The 18,815-nt window shown below is 41.4% G+C and carries 16 protein-coding genes; 2 read left to right on the top strand and 14 right to left on the bottom strand.

The genetic code is table 11. The features are described 5' to 3' along the window. The first annotated feature begins 2 nt into the window (after positions 1-2). Together infB and B806_RS0102740 are read left to right on the top strand one after the other, a co-directional pair. Positions 3-2,702, top strand: a complete 2,700-nt coding sequence (gene infB, locus B806_RS0102745) for a translation initiation factor IF-2 (protein WP_017402588.1) — start codon at positions 3-5, stop codon at positions 2,700-2,702. After that, positions 2,702-3,103 carry a ribosome-binding factor A gene (locus B806_RS0102740; protein WP_002114836.1) on the top strand — a complete coding sequence of 134 codons (402 nt, stop codon included), beginning with the start codon at positions 2,702-2,704 and terminating at the stop codon, positions 3,101-3,103. Before infB ends, B806_RS0102740 begins: the two co-directional genes overlap by 1 nt. Before the next feature lie 56 nt (positions 3,104-3,159). Here the strand turns inward: B806_RS0102740 and B806_RS0102735 are convergent, their stop codons facing one another. From B806_RS0102735 to ubiE, 14 genes are all read right to left on the bottom strand, one after another. Beyond that, positions 3,160-3,564 carry a Na+/H+ antiporter subunit G gene (locus B806_RS0102735; RefSeq protein WP_005065884.1) on the bottom strand — a complete coding sequence of 135 codons (405 nt, stop codon included), beginning with the start codon at positions 3,562-3,564 and terminating at the stop codon, positions 3,160-3,162. A gap of 11 nt (positions 3,565-3,575) precedes the next feature. After that, positions 3,576-3,851, bottom strand: coding sequence for a monovalent cation/H+ antiporter subunit F (locus B806_RS0102730; protein WP_005065886.1), 276 nt, complete (start codon positions 3,849-3,851; stop codon positions 3,576-3,578). After that, on the bottom strand, positions 3,848-4,375 hold the full coding sequence (locus tag B806_RS0102725; RefSeq protein WP_005079335.1) for a Na+/H+ antiporter subunit E: 528 nt from the start codon (positions 4,373-4,375) through the stop codon (positions 3,848-3,850). Before B806_RS0102725 ends, B806_RS0102730 begins: the two co-directional genes overlap by 4 nt. A 2-nt stretch (positions 4,376-4,377) precedes the next feature. Beyond that, positions 4,378-6,189, bottom strand: a complete 1,812-nt coding sequence (locus tag B806_RS0102720; RefSeq protein WP_017402587.1) for a monovalent cation/H+ antiporter subunit D — start codon at positions 6,187-6,189, stop codon at positions 4,378-4,380. After that, positions 6,189-6,557, bottom strand: coding sequence for a Na+/H+ antiporter subunit C (locus B806_RS0102715; protein WP_002115033.1), 369 nt, complete (start codon positions 6,555-6,557; stop codon positions 6,189-6,191). Before B806_RS0102715 ends, B806_RS0102720 begins: the two co-directional genes overlap by 1 nt. Beyond that, a complete protein-coding gene (locus tag B806_RS0102710) occupies positions 6,554-9,403 on the bottom strand; it encodes a monovalent cation/H+ antiporter subunit A (RefSeq protein ID WP_017385374.1) in 2,850 nt (949 codons plus the stop codon). The genes B806_RS0102715 and B806_RS0102710 overlap by 4 nt, the downstream gene beginning before the upstream one ends. A gap of 295 nt (positions 9,404-9,698) precedes the next feature. Beyond that, on the bottom strand, positions 9,699-11,084 hold the full coding sequence (locus B806_RS0102705) for an AAA family ATPase (protein WP_017385375.1): 1,386 nt from the start codon (positions 11,082-11,084) through the stop codon (positions 9,699-9,701). Positions 11,085-11,107: 23 nt separating this feature from the next. Beyond that, entirely contained in the window at positions 11,108-12,610 is a 1,503-nt protein-coding gene (locus B806_RS0102700; protein ID WP_017385376.1) for a UvrD-helicase domain-containing protein, read from the bottom strand. Between the two features lie 9 nt (positions 12,611-12,619). Beyond that, positions 12,620-13,393: a bifunctional phosphoribosyl-AMP cyclohydrolase/phosphoribosyl-ATP diphosphatase HisIE gene (gene hisIE, locus B806_RS0102695; protein WP_017385377.1), complete on the bottom strand. Its 774-nt coding sequence runs from the start codon at positions 13,391-13,393 to the stop codon at positions 12,620-12,622. A 174-nt stretch (positions 13,394-13,567) separates the two neighbouring features. After that, positions 13,568-13,954 carry a VOC family protein gene (locus tag B806_RS0102690; RefSeq protein ID WP_017385378.1) on the bottom strand — a complete coding sequence of 129 codons (387 nt, stop codon included), beginning with the start codon at positions 13,952-13,954 and terminating at the stop codon, positions 13,568-13,570. Between the two features lie 26 nt (positions 13,955-13,980). Then, positions 13,981-15,294 carry an NAD(P)/FAD-dependent oxidoreductase gene (locus tag B806_RS0102685; protein WP_017402586.1) on the bottom strand — a complete coding sequence of 438 codons (1,314 nt, stop codon included), beginning with the start codon at positions 15,292-15,294 and terminating at the stop codon, positions 13,981-13,983. Positions 15,295-15,417: 123 nt separating this feature from the next. Further along, positions 15,418-17,037 carry an AarF/UbiB family protein gene (locus B806_RS0102680; protein WP_017385380.1) on the bottom strand — a complete coding sequence of 540 codons (1,620 nt, stop codon included), beginning with the start codon at positions 17,035-17,037 and terminating at the stop codon, positions 15,418-15,420. A gap of 12 nt (positions 17,038-17,049) precedes the next feature. After that, positions 17,050-17,718: a hypothetical protein gene (locus tag B806_RS0102675; RefSeq protein WP_017385381.1), complete on the bottom strand. Its 669-nt coding sequence runs from the start codon at positions 17,716-17,718 to the stop codon at positions 17,050-17,052. 11 nt (positions 17,719-17,729) lie between these two features. Next, the gene (gene ubiE, locus B806_RS0102670; RefSeq protein ID WP_005079312.1) at positions 17,730-18,677 is read right to left on the bottom strand and encodes a bifunctional demethylmenaquinone methyltransferase/2-methoxy-6-polyprenyl-1,4-benzoquinol methylase UbiE; all 948 of its coding nucleotides are present in this window, start codon (positions 18,675-18,677) and stop codon (positions 17,730-17,732) included. Positions 18,678-18,815 lie beyond the last annotated feature (138 nt).

Below are 18,815 nucleotides of genomic sequence, written 5' to 3'. Positions count from 1 at the left end.
ATATGACGGACAAGTCGATTAAAGAGTTAGCTCTCAGTGTAGGACGTCCTGTTGAGAAGCTCCTAGAACAGGCTCGTGAAGCAGGTTTGCCTCAACGTACAGCAGACGACATTATTACCACTGAACAACAGGATACTTTGGTCAATCATTTGAAAAAAGTTCATGGTCAAGAAAGTGGTAACACAGGAAAAATTGCGTTGAAACGTAAAACAACCAGTACCGCTAAAGTTGCAAGTACTTCGGGTAAAGCAAAAACAATTAACGTAGAAGTACGTAAAAAACAGGTTTTTGCTAAACCAAACCCTGAACAAATTGCAGCTGAAGCTAAAGCACGTGCAGAAGCTGAAGCAAAAGCACGTGTAGAACAGCAAACGCGTGAAACTGCCGAGCAAAAATCGCGTCTTCAAACAGAGCAAAAAGCTAAAGCAACTTTAGATGCGATGCGTGCTGCTCATCAACAAGATAGTGCTGCACAGACAGCTCCCAAAGCTGCTGTTGTAGTGAAAAAGCGTGGTGGTGGTACAGTAAAACCTGCACCAAAACCAGCGGAAACTCCAGAACAGAAACGAGCTCGTGAAGAGCAGTCAGCTCAGTTAAAAGCAACTGAAGAAGCTGCACGTCGTAAAGCAGCTGAAGAAGCTCAGCAACGTACACTTGAACAAATGCGCAAAATGGCGTCTAAGTATTCAAATGACGATGCTACTACGACAATTCGTGTTATTGATGATTCTCCACTTGCTTCTGGTCTAGTTGGCCAAGCTTATGAAGATTCATTTAAGCAAGAAGACCGTGAAATTAAACGCGGTGGCGCAACCACTAACCCACGTGCTGGGAAGAAAGGTGGTCGTCGTGGTCAAGAAGAGCAAAGCTTTGTTAACCATAACAAACGTGGTTTAAAATCAAGCCAAGCGAATAAGCATGGATTTGAAAAGCCAGTTAAAAAGCAAGTTTATGATGTAGAAATCGGTTCAAGCATTGTTGTTGCCGATCTTGCTCAAAAAATGGCGATTAAAGTACGTGAAGTTATCAAAACACTTATGAAAATGGGTGAATTGGTTAATCAAGATCAAGCTATTGATCAAGACACAGCGGCACTTGTTGTAGAAGAAATGGGCCACAACCCTGTTTTAGTTTCTGATACACAAGCGGAAGATAACTTGCTTGAAGCAGCTGAAGAAGCTCGTGGTGAGCAAACAACTCGTCCGCCAGTTGTTACCATTATGGGTCACGTTGACCATGGTAAAACATCATTGCTTGACCGTATCCGTCGTTCGAAAGTGGCGGCTGGAGAAGCAGGTGGTATTACCCAGCATATTGGTGCATATCACGTTGAAACAGACAAAGGAATTATTACATTCCTTGATACACCAGGACATGCGGCATTTACTTCAATGCGTGCACGTGGTGCTAAAGCAACAGATATCGTTGTATTAGTTGTTGCTGCAGATGATGGTGTAATGCCACAAACTGCAGAAGCAATTGACCATGCTCGTGCAGCAGGTACTCCAATTATTGTTGCGATCAACAAAATGGATAAAGAATCTGCTGATCCAGACCGTGTGTTAAATGAATTAACAACGAAACAAATCGTTCCAGAAGAATGGGGTGGTGATGTTCCGATTGCTAAAGTTTCTGCACACAGCGGACAAGGTATTGATGAACTCCTTGATTTAATTCTTATTCAATCAGAATTGATGGAATTAAAAGCATCTGCTGAAGGTGCTGCGCAAGGTGTTGTTATTGAAGCACGTGTAGATAAAGGCCGTGGTGCAGTAACTTCGATTCTTGTTCAAAACGGTACATTAAACATTGGTGACCTTGTTCTTGCAGGTTCGTCTTATGGTCGTGTCCGTGCAATGTCTGATGAAAATGGTAAGCCAATTAAATCAGCAGGACCATCTATTCCAGTAGAAATTCTGGGTCTTCCAGATGCTCCAATGGCGGGTGATGAAGTTCTTGTTGTAAATGACGAGAAGAAAGCGCGTGAAGTTGCCGATGCTCGTGCTGACCGTGAGCGTCAAAAACGTATTGATCGTCAAAGTGCTATGCGCCTTGAAAATATCATGTCGTCAATGGGCAAAAAAGATGTTCCTACAGTGAACGTTGTTTTGAAAACAGACGTACGTGGTACTTTAGAAGCACTGAATGCTGCTCTACATGAATTATCTACTGACGAAGTAAAAGTTCGTGTAATTAGCTCAGGTGTTGGTGCGATTACTGAGTCTGATGTAATCCTTGCTGAATCTTCAGAAGCTGTATTGTTAGGCTTTAACGTTCGTGCCGATACGACTGCTCGTCAACGAAGTGACCAAGATGGTATTGATATTCGTTACTACAGCATCATCTATGAATTAATTGATGATGTGAAAGATGCCATGAGCGGTAAACTTGCTCCTGAACATCGTGAAACAATCTTGGGTGTTGCGGAAGTACGTGAAGTATTCCACTCAAGTAAGTTTGGTGCAGCAGCAGGCTGTATGGTACTTGAAGGCACATTACATCGTAATAAACCGATTCGCGTATTACGTGATGATGTTGTAATTTTCCAAGGTGAGCTTGAATCTCTTCGTCGTTATAAAGATGTTGTTGATGAAGTTCGTGCTGGTATGGAATGTGGCCTTGCGGTGAAAGGTTATAAAGACATCAAGCCACAAGATAAGATCGAAGTGTATGATGTTCAATTGATTAAACGGAGTCTTTAATGGCGGGTAGCCAACGCTTAAAGCGCATGGCGGATTCAGTACAACGTGAGTTGTCTGAGCTGATCCGTCAAGAGCTTAAAGATCCTCGCTTAGGTGGTCTAGTGACCATCTCTGCGGTGAAAGTCAGTGCGGATATGGGTTATGCTGAAGTTTATGTCACCGTTATGGGACGTGAACTCGGCGATGAGCAAAGTGAAGCAGCAAATAAAGAAACTTTAGATGTATTAAATAAAGCTTCTGGTTTCTTGCGTCATGAATTGAGCCGTCGCATTAAGACTCGTATTACGCCTCGCTTACGTTTCCATTACGATAAGACAAATGCATATGGTAACTATATGTTTGGTCTAATCGAAAAAGCGGTACAAGATTTACCAGAACGTAAGTCAGATGACCAAGAGTAATGAAAACTCAAAATAAAAAAGCCACCTTCGGGTGGCTTTTTTATTGATTCAATTTTTTATTCTTTAGGAGGTTCCATTGGCGGTTTGTTTTGTGAAAAGCGTTGACCAATTTTGTAACGGTCCCAAGGTAGAGGGCGTTCAATGGCTTCAGGTACTTCACCACTCAATGAGCGTAAACGTAAATGTAGCGCAGCTTGAGCAATCAAATTAGCCGAAACAGGCGCGGTAATGAAAGCTAAAAGGGTAATGAGTAGCTCAGCAAAACCGAACCGCCCTTGGAAAGCAAAAAAGATCATTGAAGCGATCAGAAAGCTTCCTAAGCCGAGCGTACTCGATTTAGTTGGCGCATGTAAGCGCATGAATAAGTCGGGTAAACGGACCATACCGATTGAACCAACTAACATGAAGAAGGCGCCAAAAACCAGAAAGACCGAAACAATAATTTCCATTGTAAATTGCATTTGACCTCTCCTTAATCGATAACATGACCGGTTGTGAAGTAACGTGCTAAGGCGGCTGTAGATACGAAACCTAACATCGCAACCAATAGTGCTCCTTCAAATAGAGAAGTCGTCATCCAATAAATGCCTAACACAACAATGAGGCAAGTTGCATTGAGGAAAAGTGTATCGAGCGCTAAAAGGCGGTCTACAATTGATGGGCCCATAACTAGTCTGAAAAGGCAAAGTAGCATCGAGATTGTAACGGCAATCAAGCTAATACCTAGAGCATAGGGTAGGATTGTCATGCACTTGCCTCCGTTTTACTTTTCACATCAAAAATTTCCATAAGAGGAATTTCATAACGTTCTTTGATGTCTTGAATATCAGATTCGGTATTATCTGTGCTTAAAGCGTGAACCAGAATATCCCCGCGTTCCTGATCAATACCCGCAGAAACCGTACCTGGTGTTGTGGTAATGATCATTGCCAGTAAGGTGTTGACCTGCTCATGTTCTGTCTCTAAAGGTACACGATACCATTTAGGATGTAATTTTTTAGTAGGTCCCAAAACAAGTTTTGCGACCTTAAAGTTAGAAATAATAATATCCCAAAGAACCACAAAACATAGTTTAACCGCAGGTTTCCAGTGAATATGCGGTGTACGGGTAATAAACGGTTTGACTAAACGAGGGATGATTAAGCCCAAAAGCATCGCAGTCAAAAGATCACTCGCATCAAGACTATGCGCCAGCATCAACCAAAATAAAACGATGAGAACCGAAACAAATGGATGTGGAAACCAGCGTTCAAGCAAATGAGTTAACTGCATTGTTATGGCTCCATAGGTTTCAATTGACTTTCATCAACAATGGTAGGCGTTTGGAGTTTGTCCTGTTGCTGAATTTGTCGTTGTTTATATTCAGAAATATGTTCGCCATTGAACGTATCTTTCGAAATAATATCTGGAACAAGATAAGCATTATGATCTTCAACCTCACCGCCGTACTTGGTTTCTGGTAAGTAAGCTGGGTCATATGGTTGCACACTGATGACTTCACCGTTTTGATCTACTTTAAGAATAGAGTGTTGGTAAAGCGCATGGTCTTGGATCTGTTGTGCGGTGCTTAAGGTGTAATGCTGAATTGGTGAAGCAAAGACAACATAAGCAATTAAACCAGCCAATAATAGATAAATGACTTGATCGTTACGTGGTGGTGCACGTTCTGGCAAAGCACGATAAAGAATATAAGCTGGATGGATTGGATCTTCTTCTGGAGCAGATGCGCGCCAAAATAAGATAAAACCAACACGTGTGAGTGCAATAATACTTAATAGGCTCACAACAAGCACAACACCAATAATCCAGCCTTGATAGCTAGCTTCAACTGTCGCTTGTAAAATGAAGACTTTTCCAAGAAAACCACTAAAAGGTGGTAATCCAGCCATCATCATCGCAATCAAGAAATAAGTCAGCATAGCTGCTTTTTCTTGTTTGATTATTGGGGCAACTTTTAAATGATCTTTAAAATCTCCACGTTGTGAAGTGATCCATCCACAAAATAGATAAAAAGCTGCGCCGATCAATGTACTGTGCACTAAGTAATATAAAGCACCAGACCATGCCTGCGTATTAGACATGGCAATTGCTGTAAGCAAGGTACCAATTGAAGAAAGGACCATAAAGCCAACAAATCGACGTAAACGATCTGCTCCAATTGCTGCAATCACCCCATAAAGAGAAGTAATTAAGCCAATAGGCAATAACCAGCTTTTTAAGATTTCTTGACTAAGCGCATCGTCAAATACTGTTCCATTTACACGTAGAATAGAATAGATCCCGACTTTAGTCATGATAGTGAAAATTGCAGCTACAGGCGTACTTGCAACAGCATAGGTTTTTGGCAGCCAAAAACCAACAGGAAGCATTGCTGCTTTAATACCGAAAACAACAAAGAGAAGTAAGGAACCAGCGACTGCTAATTTATGTTGATCTGCTTCAAGAGTCGGTATAAGACGTGAGACATCCGCCATGTTGAGGCTACCCACACTGCCATAAATCATACCAAGCCCAATTAAGAAGAGGGCAGAGGCTAAAAGATTGATAATGACATAGTGAACGCCAAGCTGAAAACGAGGTTTGCCTTGTCCATGTAAGAGCAATACATACGAAGCCATCAATAGGATTTCAAAAAAGACGAAAAGGTTAAATAAGTCGCCTGTTAGAAATGCTCCACAAATCCCCATTAATAGAAAATGTACCATGGCATGGAAATAGCGACCACGCGTATCCCAGTTATCACTTGCATACCATAAAACTGGTACTGCTAATGCGTAAGTCAGTGCCAGCATAAAGGCTGAAAGACGATCGAGTACAAGCACAATACCAAATGGCGCGGACCATTCACTTAATTGGTAAACAGTAATTTGACCCGTACTGGCGTAACTAAGATAAACAATAGCGGTAATTAATCCGGCAATTGCTGAGATAAGGCTAATGCCACGACGCCAAGGTTGGCGCCAGTCATCTTTTAAAGCACCTGCCCCGGGGTTGCCTAACAGTAATAAAATAAAAGCAGTAAATGCTGGGATGAGAATGCTAAAAATAGGCGTGTGTTGTTGCCAAAAAGATAAAAAATCAAACATCACGGCTCATCCTCACGTGGGTCGTATGTTGGGGAAGCATCTTCTTTAGCATCAACATGATCACTACCTGATTCATAACGGCTACGTAGCGCAAGTTGTACAATAAACGCTGTAGTTGCAAAACCGATCACGATGGCGGTTAACACCAATGCTTGAGGAAGTGGATCGGTTATTTTTGTGGTTTCAGTTAAAATTGCTGGTGAGCTGATTTGTAATCGACCCATAGCAAATAAAAATAAGTTTACTGCATAACCGATTACAGCCAATCCGAGCACAACAGGGAAAGTACGAGCACGTAAAATCAGATAAATACCTGTGGCAACAAGTAAACCAATAGCAGAAGCCAGTAAGAATTCTAAACTGATCATGATGATTCCTCCCGATGTGGTACAGGACCGGACATACTCGAATGACGAGAGTCGCCTAATACAGAGATGAGCAACATTGTCGCGCCTACAACGGTGATATAAACACCCAAGTCAAAACTTGCAGCTGAAGCTAGATGTAGTTTTCCTAGAATTGGTAATTCAACATAGACATGAGCACTCGTGAGGAACGGACGTAACCAGAACCATGCTGCTATACCAGTCAGACCTGCAATCGTTAATCCTGTGCCAATCCAGACTTCGTAAAGGCGGCCAGACTTCGCTTTTAACAGCTGTTCTGCTTGATCTTGACCTAGTGCAATATATTGAATGATTAGCGCCATTGAGGTGATTAGACCTGCAATGAAGCCACCGCCTGGATAGTTATGTCCTCGCAAAAAGATATAAACACTGACGACAAGCGCTAGAGGTAGTACCCAAGAGGCCGTAATACGGAACATAAGCGGAGATGGATTGAAACGATAGGTGAGACCTTGCGTCATGGTGGTGCCGTGTACACGCATACCATCCATTAAACATAGTGCACCAATCGCAGCGATTCCTAATACCGTAATTTCACCGAAGGTATCGAAGCCACGGAAGTCAACTAAAATGACATTTACAATATTTGAGCCACCACCAAGTGGTAAAGACTGTTGGGCAAAGAACCAAGAAATTGAATTATGATCACGGGTTAAAATGAGCCACGTAATCCAGCCAATTCCTAAACCTCCAATAATTGCTAAGGCAGCATCTCTCAAACGTCTAGAACGACGAGATTCATACGGCGTGAGCTGTGGAAGTAAAGATAAGCTCATTAATAAAAGAACAGTCGTTACAACGTCTACTGTAATTTGAGTCAGCGCTAAATCTGGTGCTGACATGGTGACGAAGACCATCGTTACTACTAGACCAATTGCACCACTAATAAGTACTGCTTTAATACGCTCATGGTGGAACCAGAGCATCATCCAACAGCCTGAGAACAACGTCAGCCAAAGAACTACAGCAATCCATGGAGCATGGGTGAGTTCACGTGTACCTGTGCTCAGCCCTTGATTGAGTAAAGGCAGAGTGACCATGATGATGCTAAAAGCAATGATCCAGAACAAATAACTTTGCAATGAACCATTTTCAGTTTTTTGTTTGATTTTTCGGCTTGTAAGCAGCAGATGTTTTAAAAATAAATCAAATAAGATGCGGCCTTGTAATCTGCCTAGACGTGGGTCAAGGTCAATTTTACGAATCATGCCGTCTTTTGCTAAAGCAAAGTAGAATAGCGTACCGCCAACCAAAGCAATAATACTCATCACAAGAGGAGCGTTGAATCCATGCCAAATTGCAAGGTGTGTACCTGCAAATTCTGGCTGCATCAAGCTTGCTCTAGTTACGCTATTGACCAGTGGTTCTACCAATAACGAAGGCAGAATGCCGACCAAGATACAAAGCACAGCAAGAAGAATGGCTGGAGCACGCATCCCGATTGGTGGTTCATGTGCGTCTTTATTTGGCACTTGTTTGCCAATTGGGCCGTCAAAGAAGACACCATGTACTAAGCGAATTGAATAACTTACTGCGAAGATACCAGCCAGAGTTGCAATGATGCTGGCAAAGATAACTGTTGAGCCTGAAAGATTCGCCAATAGCTCGGTAAAGAACATCTCTTTTGAAATAAAGCCGTTGGTAAGTGGTACACCTGCCATAGAGGCAGCGGTAATCATGGTGAGTGTGGCAGTGAAAGGAAGTAATTGCCAAATACCACTAAGTTTTCGAAGATCACGTGTGCCAGTTTCATGATCAATAATCCCTGCAAGCATAAACAGCGCTGCTTTAAATGTTGCATGGTTAATAATATGGAAAATAGCAGCGGCAACCGCTAAAGGAGAACCGATCCCGAGTAAACAAACAATAAGCCCTAAATGACTAATGGTTGAATAGGCTAACAGTCCTTTTAAATCTTCTTTGAAAATGGCAAAACATGCTGCCATACAGAGTGTAAATAGGCCGACAAACGTAACGATATTATGATAAATCGCAGCGCCTATAAAAATTGGAAGTAAGCGGGCAAGTAGAAAAATCCCGGCTTTTACCATGGTCGCAGAGTGTAGGTAAGCAGACACCGGTGTGGGTGCCGCCATTGCGTTAGGTAACCAAAAATGAAATGGAAACTGAGCACTCTTCGTAAATGCGCCAAGCAAAATAAGCAATAACATTGGAATAAAAAGAGCGTGGGCTTGGATCGCATCTTTCATGCCCATGATTTCGCTAATTTCATAGGTCCCAGTGATTTGTCCTAAGAGAACAAATCCACCTAGCATTGCTAAACCACCCATTCCTGTAATGGTGAGTGCCATCCGAGAGCCACGTTGAGCAGCTTCATAATGACTCCAATAACCCACTAACAAGAAAGATGAAATACTGGTGAGCTCCCAAAAGACTAATAAAATAATAAGATTATTAGAGAGCGAAATACCCAGCATTGCTGCCATAAACAGCATGAGTAACGTATAGAGTTTACTTAATGAATTTTTAGGGCCTAAATAATAATAGGCGTATATATAAATGAGTGTACCGATACCGGTAATAAGTAAAGAGAATAATAAACCAAGAGCATCGAGCCTGAAGCTCAGATTGATCCCTAATTGAGGTAGCCAATCCCAGCTTTGTTGAATGCTTGCACCACCAAGCACAGTTTTAGCTTGAGTCAGTAATAAACCAAAACTGGTTAAACTGACCCCAATTGCCCCTAAAGCCGTTACTCCACGCGAGAACCGTTGAAGCAATGAAACAAGGGTGGTGCCTAATATTAACGGTAATAAGATAATTATCGGTAGCACACTCGTATCCATATGTGATTTAGGCCGAAACCTAAAGGTGAAATTTTAATTTCAGAATAGATAGGAATTCAAAGAGAGTTCCAAAGCTTATTATTCCGAAAACCCAACCAAATTAGAAAATAAAGCGAGAAACAAGTTGTATTGCGCAACTTGAAGAATAAAAACGCAAAATGAAATTTATTGTACACTAAAAAAGCATTGAAAATCTGATGTTATTACATGTAGTAACAACATCTAGTTATTTTTGTGTTTAAAAAACCTTACTCCACCATATATTTTGTGAGTGTGTTTTTTTTGATTATAAAACTCAAACCGAAGGGCTTTCTTCCGGTGCGTCTCCCGCATGAATCATCCTTAATAATTCATTTTTTTGTTGTTCATTTAAACCCTGAATCTGCTGAAATAAAACTTCAATCGGTGCTGGTGTTGGGTCTATTAAACTCAAAGGCTGTGCTTCTATAGATGGTGTTAAAGGTTCGCTTCTTTGAAGTAAGGTATAGATATGTTCAAGCTGTTGCTTGGTCGTATTTAGGTCAAGATGGCTAATTTTACCAGACTCTAATTTTAGACATTGATAGGTCGAGGCATGTTCAAGTAGCTCTTCACGACTTCCTGTTGCAATAATTTGTAGGTGTGGGAATGCTTGATGAAGCCGATTTAAGATTTCGGAGCAATGTGTTGAGTCCAGCTGTGCATCAATCTGGTCAATGAGTAAAACACCATCTCCCTCAAGACAAGGGTTTAAGCTCAAAGGATTGAGTAAACAGAGTCGGCGGGCTATATCGCCTACTAAAGCAATCCAGGTTTTTGTTGTATTTGAAAGCTGCTGAAAAGGTAAGGTTTGATCTTCATAGTCGACCATAAGTTGCAGTCGAGGCTGATATTGTAAATAGAGGTCTTTAAGCTCAGGCAGAACGATATTCAATGCATTCTTGAGGGCATAGAGATTGGGTGAAGTGAGCTGTTTAGGTTGCCCTGATAATTCTTTTTGAAGCTCATTTAATAATTCTGTTTGATCTTGTTGATCTGATTGTTTCGACCTAATCCGTTGTACGAGGTGAGCGGCTTGCGCATTTTCGATATCACTAATTTCTCGTAGCCATTCAAAAAAGCGTGTAAAAGTTGTAAACGGTAGTGGGCTAATGTCATAGGCTGAAATGGCTTGAGTAATGCCGGGTAAATTTTTATTCAAAAGATTAATATCATTCACAAATCGCTCGGCTGGGTAGTAAGCGATTAAGGGAAGCCCCTGTAATGGATCTTTTTTTATGACTTGTTGATAAAGAGCCATGGTTTGGTCAAGTTGCTGAGTTTCAACTTGGCTCACTCCAATCCCACTTGCATTTAAGGTTTTAAAAAGTTTCCAGCTACATAGTGAAGAGTCTAGCTGCTGAGCAGAGGTACTTTCTGGCAGGTGACCAATTTCTGAAGGAATTTGAATAGTCACTTCAATTTTTGATTGTAGACGCGACTGAGTAATGTCTTGATCAGGCATGACAATACCGGGACTACGCAAATCTTTAAGGCGAGCAGGGAGCCAAGTTAAAGCATGATAAGTATGTTTGAGTAACATACTTTTACCAGTTGCCTGTTCACCTAAAATTAAGGTGATTGGCTGTTTTTCATAGTGAAAGTGTATTTTAAGGTCGTGAAACAGAGCAATATGTTTAAATTGGACAGATTCAAGTTTCATAGGCTCACCTAAATATGAGCGCTTCAACCAACCGACTGACGAAGACTTAAAGGCGCCCTTACTTTTAATTGTTGTATCAGATCATAAAGATGATGGATATTTAGACTTACTTTAGCACGAGTACAGGCAACGTACAGTAGTCTTAATTCTTCATCGGTAATCTTGTGTTCTAACCCATTAATTTTAAATTGATAGTCATCCTCAATATGAACGCGGTTCCATTCTAGCCCTTTCGCTTTATGGGCTGTAGAGATGACATAGTCAGCTTGCTCAAGTGGTGTAATCTTTGCAAGTGCTTTTTTTAGTGGGTCTGTGCCGTGATCATCGACCAGTTTTACTAATGGCTTAATATCACTACCTTCATTAGTTTCACAGTATTCATGGACATCATGCCATGAATTAAACCATGCTAATTCAGGCACATCAGTAACCCGTTTTCCTTGTTTTAAGAGACTTGCAGCATCTACAAAACGGTTTAGTTTTTGATGGTCAGCTTGCAAACTCACTTTATCGCCGTGAACTAAACCAGCTAATAAAAGTTCCATGGCCCGAGCATTGGTACGGCATAAAATCGCATCACGCATTTTGGTATGCGGTTTATTTACAACACTTGATTTCTGGTTTGGATTACCAAGCAGAGGAACAGTTTCATTTAAGCCGCCCAACAATGCATTGGCAACATCGGCAATCGTTTCACCAAAACGAAAAGAAGTGGTGAGGCGAGACTCTGGCAATGGTAATTGCTGCATGGCATTAATTGCACCACGCCACGCGTAGATTTGCTGATGTGCATCGCCAACATAGATAACCTGAGTATTTTTTTGACGAAGCAAAATGCCCAACATTAAAGGATCGGCATCTTGTGCTTCATCAAATAGTACATAATCGGCTGGAATGTTCGGTTCAGACAATGCCCAAAGTTTGAGGTAAATATCGTGACCAATTCCTGCTTGATGATTTGGGTCGATCGACTCTAACCAGCGGCGTTCAACAGCAGAGTAAAGATGAGTTTGTAGTGCAGTAATATCGTCTGGATGTAACCAGTTGGGTGCCTGAATATGTCGAGGAGCAGGGTATTGCGAGCTGGTCGAGCAAAAATAGCTGACAGCATTGGCGACAAGACTTGCGAGGCGACTTGGCATTAAGACGTATTTTTCATAACGTCCACCCATCATGCGTCGCAAAGTTATAGGTTGTAGTCGATATTCTTTTGCAATAAAACTTGGGCTTAAGCGAGGTAAGCGTAATTTATCAGTCACACCTCGTGGCACACTGCGAAAAGCGAGGGAGTGAAAAGTACGACAATCTACATTACGATGAAATTTGTTTTGTGCTTCGCCTGCAATTGCCTTGTTAAATGCTAGATACATACCGCGCCGTTCAGGCATGGCATCACTAATCATTTGTAAGGTAGTAGTTTTACCTGTACCCGCATAGGCAATCACTTTAAATGATTGCCCAAGACGTGCGTTATCTATGGCAATTGCTTGCTCATAGGTGGCTTTAGGTTTTTCGATATTCGACACTGAGTGATTTTAAACCTTGTTGCGGTTAGCTTTTTCAACTAAACCAGATAAACCCTGACGACGAGCTAATTCGTCAATAATAAGTTGTGGATTAAGATCGAAATAACCCAACATGACAATGCTATGGAACCACAAATCGGCAGTTTCATAAATCAAGTCATTTAAATTACTTTCTGTATTTTGAGCAGCGTAGTCTTTCGCAGCAATAATAGTTTCTACGCTTTCTTCACCGACTTTTTCCAAGATTTTATTGATGCCCTTTTTGTAGAGGCTTGCAACATATGACGTATCCGCTTCTGCTTGTTTACGCTCTTGCATTAATTGCCCTAAGTGAGCAAGTACATCCACTTGTTCTTTCGTGTGAGCATGATCGTGGCTTTCAGTTTTGGCTTTATCGCCATAAATTGCAGTAGGGTCTTTTAATTGTGCATCGACAATTTCCCAGCCCTGTGGGGTAAGTTTACGGTAGAAACAAGACTCACGACCTGTATGGCATGCAATACCGCCGTGTTGCTCAACTTGTAATATGATTACATCGCCGTCGCAGTCTAAACGAATTTCATAAACTGTTTGGAAATGACCTGATTCTTCACCCTTGTGCCAAAGTTTTTGGCGAGAGCGAGAGAAATACACCGCCTGATTTTTTTCTGCTGTAAGTGCAAGTGATTCACGGTTCATCCACGCCACCATCAAAATACGTCCGGTTTGATGATGTTGAGCAATGGCAGGGATAAGACCTTGTTCGTTAAATTTTACTTCATCGAGCCATTGCGTGTTATTCATGAGGAATCACCAAAGAAATATGAACTATAAATTGATTTCAATCTGATGCTAAAAAATAGCTTGTATAGTGTACGGCATCAACGTCGCTTTGCGGAAAAATTCTTTGTCCTTTTTGTCTTTGTCAGCGTAATGAATAGCTTGTAACACTTACCAATCTGTATATTATTCGAATGACTAAGGCGTGAGGATATTTGAAATCTCAATCAAATTTTGATCTGGATCGCGTATATAAACTGAAAGAATAGGATGCATTGCACCAGTACGCTCAATCGGACCTTCTTCAATTTGAATATTTAACTGATTAAGATGCGCAACCACTTCTGAAATGGGAGTGTCTGAAATAAAACACAAGTCGGCAGATCCGGGAGTCGGCTGTAATGCCTTCGGTTCAAACTCGTTGCCTTGCTGGTGTAAATTTATTTTTTGATTTCCAAACTTTAGAGCCTTTCTATTACCTTTAAACGTGATGACTTCAAACCCCAATACGGTTTGATAGAAATGACAGGTAGTTTCAATATTTGAGACAGTTAAAACAAGATGATCAAGATGGCTGATTTTCATGTGTTAATCACTATTATTTGGTGGGGTTAATAGTCAGACAAAGATTGGCTTTCTAAATGAAATGCACTGTTTTCTTTAGGAAATTGAGCTACCTGATCATAATCAAGTTGCTTGAATGGTCCTGTTTTTAAGCCTGAAATTGTAATTGCCATTTCTTTTCGAAAATAAGGGATTTGATACATCCACGGAAAAACTAAATCTCTTAAACCTCCAGCCCACCAATGATCAGACTGATAAAGTGGTGTTAATAAGCGACTAAGAAATTGATAAAACTGGGTGGATGAACGGCGAAGCTGGTGGTAGTGCTGCCAGAGCAGGGACCAATCAATATTCTGGTTTTTTTGAGCATGTTGCAATGATTGAGAGAAAGCCCAAGCATCCAATAATGCCATATTTGCACCTTGACCTAACTGTGGACTCATTGCATGAGCTGCATCGCCAATTACCCCAATTCGACCTTGACCAAATTGAGTCATAACGACATCACGGTAGTTTGCAGATAACCATTTGGGCTGAGTTTGACTGTTATACAAAATTTCTTTCAGCCATTCTGCAACTTTGGGCCAACGTTCTGAGACTTGCTTTATCCAAGCTTGTTTAGCCTGCTCATCTTGTAAAAAGCTTTGTAATTTTGGCTTAGGTAAGCTCCAAAATACACTTGAAAGGCGCTGTTGAGGTTCTGTTGGAATGGCTCCTGTAGGAAGAATTCCCATCATAATTTTCGAGCGATCATAAAATTGATGCAGAATTTCAGAATCGAGAACTTGGCATTCAGGCACGATACTCCACGCCGCACCCCAAGGGTAGGCTTGGTCAACCTTTACCCATGCTTTGGGACGTAATTGGCTACGAGCACCATTGGCAATAAGTACGGCATCAAAGCGAGCATCAAACTTTTGATTTTGATGACTTCCGAATAGCTGAACTTCATTGTTATGTTCTTCAAATCTTTCAACAGAATGGTTCATACACCAAGTAATCTGGTTTGAATACTCGCTAAGCCTTTGAGTGAGTACATGACATAAAGTGGCTCGGTGTATACCCAGACCATAGAGGTTTGCTGATGCTTCATGATAGTGACTGTTAACTAAAAGACGCTTGTCTGGAAGTTGGCCTTCTAAGCCTGTGACTTTTGCACCTAATGGCAGCGCTTTATCGAGCACACCTAAGTGTTCAAATACTGCTAAGCCCGCAGGTTGGAGTAATAAACCAGCACCTACCGGGGATAACTCATCAACTTGTTCAAAAATAGTAATGTTATTGCCTTGGCGGGCGAGCAAAATGGCTGTGGCTAAACCTGCTGTACCTGCACCGATAATGGCAAAATGAGGTGTTTTCATTGTTTGTTCTTTTGAAGCATTTATAGCTTCAATTTAGCAATGAATGAATAGGTGAGCTATAAATTTTTTTAAAACTAAAGTTTTTCCATAAAAAATCCCTTGCACTGGCAAGGGATTTTGAACTTATTTCAATATACGCCAAAGCGCTAGTAAACTACTCAGCACAATCAGAATAATCGAGACAAACCAAGGACTAATAATCGCAATAGTTAGTAAAATCAGCATAGTACTGCCGAATATCCAGCTACGGCGTTGTTGGTGTTCCATTTGCAAACGAAGTTGCTGAATTTCACGTAACTGACGGTCTTGCCAAGCAGACTGATTTTTTAAACCATTTAGGCTGTCAATAATTAAACTTGGGAAATCTTGAGCACCTAAAAGCAGGTCAGGTAATTGCTGGCCGAGCTCTTTTACATTTTTGACTGGGTTCATATTGGATTTGACCCATTCTGTCAAAATTGGTTTTGCCAATTTCCAGATGTCGAGCTGCGGATAAAGATCAGTACCTAAGCCTTCTACATGCACTAAAGTTTTTAGTAGCAGCATGAGCTGTGGTGGTATCTCAAGATGGAAGCGTCGAGCAATATCCATGACTTGAATTAAGATACCCGCAAAATCAAGTTGATCCATTGGTTTAGACACCATTGGCCCAACAGTGCGACGCATTTCACGTGCTAACGCGTCTTGATCTGTACCCGGTGGAATCCAGCCAGCTTGATGCACAATTTGAATAAGCTGCATAAAGTTGCTGTTCATCACAGCAAGCAACATACGGGCAACTGTCATCTGGTCGTGCTTAGAAAGCTCACCCATAATCGCACAGTCCAGTGCAATAAAGCGTGGATTGCTTGGATTAATGGTTTCTACAAAGACATTACCGGGATGCATGTCGGCATGGAAAAAGTTATCGCGGAAGACTTGCGTAAAGAAAATGGTTAAACCCTTTTCTGCAAGTTGTGCGCGGTCCATGCCTAAACGGTCAAAGGTTGCTGTATCTGAAATAGGCACACCAGTAATGCGCTCAGCCACCATGACATCTTTGGTGTCCATGTACACTTCTGGCACATACATCATGGTTGAGCCAGTAAAGTAATGGCGCATACGACGGGTGTTATCTGCCTCAATACTCAAGTCCAGTTCATTTAAAATGATCTGGCGGTAGTCTTGAATAATTTCAGTGAGATGCAACGCACGAGCAGCTTCAAGGCGGCTTTCTAGCGTATTGCCTAACCATGCCAAAATTTCAAAATCTTGTAAGATTTGATTGCGAATATCAGGGCGAGTCACTTTAACCACAACTTCGCGACCATCATGCAATGCAGCAGTATGCACTTGGGCAATTGATGCGGCAGCTAATGGCTGGTCATCAAATCGTGCAAACAAGGTATTTACGTCAGCTTTTAACGATTCTTGAATACGTTGTTTGGCAACATTGCTATCAAAAGGTTTTACCTGATCTTGAAGTAAAACCAATTGAGCGAGTATTTCTGGTGGAATTAAATCACGTCGAGTTGACAGTAATTGACCAAGCTTGATTGCAAGCGGCCCCATCTCTTCTAAAGCTTCTTTGAGCTTTAAAGGATTTTTACGTTCGCGACTTGACCATGCAGCTGGGTGCATTTTAATAACACTTAATGCACGTTGAGCTTTAACTGGTAATTCATCCGCAGGGAACAACGTATCGAGTCTATAGTGCGCTGCAATACGCCAAAGTTCGAGTAAACGTGAAACATGCGGAATCATATACAGTCTTACCTAGTCTTGAGAGGGTTGTAGTTGTGCATTGAGTTGCTGCAATCTTGCTTCTAGACGGTCAATGTCTTGATTAAGCTTGCGCGTTGCTTGAGTTAAGTCGTCCATTTCCCAGCGAGGGGCAAATAGACCGCTATCTTCTTTTAATGCGTCTTCAGCAAAAAACAGATGGCTTTGCACGGAGCGTTTTAAATGTTTTGGTGCAAGTTGAATCTTGCCAATTTCATGAGCGAGTTGAGGACCCACCCATCTTGATAAATGCGCAGCTAAATCTGGTTCAGCTTGCTGCATAATCTTTTGAATATCTTGTAGGAGGTGGTAATCACCTTGCAATGGGATATTGCCAATCTGGTCTGGATCGCTGATCAATAATTTAATCAGTTCAATGACATCTTTAACATGCAAAGTTGCAGTTGCTTCAGAAATTTTGAATTGGGCATCAAAAGGACGCTGTTCAAAAATAGAAGGCTTTTCACTATGACCTGTTACGGTAGGTTCAAGACGTACTTTTTCTTGGTCAAAGAATACATCGACAGAAAGTTGCGGGCTATCAATCACAACACGCAACATTTTGCCCTGTAACTGATTAAGCTGAATGCGAGTAACCGCATCCAGATCGATCAGATGATGAATGATACGTTCGACTGCACCGAGTGCCAGAATCGACCACATATCGTTATCCCTTACAGTTTGAAGCCACGGTGAACGGCAACGATACCAGCAGTAAGGTTGTGATAGTCACAGTTCTGGAAGCCAGCATTTTCCATCATACCTTTTAAAGTACGTTGGTCTGGGTGCATACGGATTGATTCAGCCAAATATTTATAACTTTCTGAGTCATTCGCAACCAATTTACCCATGATCGGTAAAGCAGTGAATGAATAGAGGTCATAAAGTTTTGAGAATGGCTCAAATACAGGTTTAGAAAATTCAAGAATCAGTAAACGGCCACCTGGTTTTAACACACGGAACATAGATGCAAGTGCTGCGTCTTTATCTGTCACGTTACGTAAACCAAAGCTGATTGTTACAAGGTCAAAGCTGTTGTCTGCAAAAGGTTCTAATGTTTCTGCATTGGCAAGAACGAAGTCAACATTGGTACAGCCTGCATCAATTAGACGGTCACGACCCACATTGAGCATAGATTCGTTAATGTCTGAAAGTACAACATGACCTTGCGGACCAACTTCACGGCTAAATACTTTTGCTAAGTCGCCTGTACCACCCGCAATGTCTAACACGTGTTGACCACGGCGAACACCAGACATGTTAATTGCAAAACGTTTCCACAAACGGTGAATACCAAATGACATCAAGTCATTCATCAAGTCATATTTGCTTGCAACTGAATGGAAAACTTCTGCAACTTTTTGTGCTTTATCTTCAGTTCTAACAGTTGAGTAACCAAAGTGTGTGGTTTCACCAACGTTGCCAGTATTACCAGCACCACGAGGTAAATTGTATTTAGGTACAGAACCATTCACAGGTGTGTCTGTTAAGGTTTGCTGTAAAGTTTGTTGTTGCCCTTGAGGAGTACCTTGAGGTAAAGGTGAGTTTAGGAATGGGCTAACTTTGTCTGAACTTTGTGCCTGCTCAGTTGGAGATGTTGGCTTTTGGTTTTCGTTAGACATATTGTCTCTCCTAGACTCAAACTCAAGTGAAACGGAATAAGTTCTGCATGATGACAGATTTTGTCTATTTTTACAGGCATCATCATGCAAATATAATGAATAAAATCTCAACTTCGCGAGGTTGAGTTTTTCTATGTG

Origin of the sequence: Acinetobacter sp. TG2027 (genome assembly GCF_000302435.1) — a bacterium.
Classification (GTDB): Bacteria; Pseudomonadota; Gammaproteobacteria; order Pseudomonadales; family Moraxellaceae; genus Acinetobacter; species Acinetobacter pittii.
The sequence above is the reverse complement of the archived record's forward strand: the minus strand, read 5'-3'. Positions and strand labels throughout refer to the sequence as shown.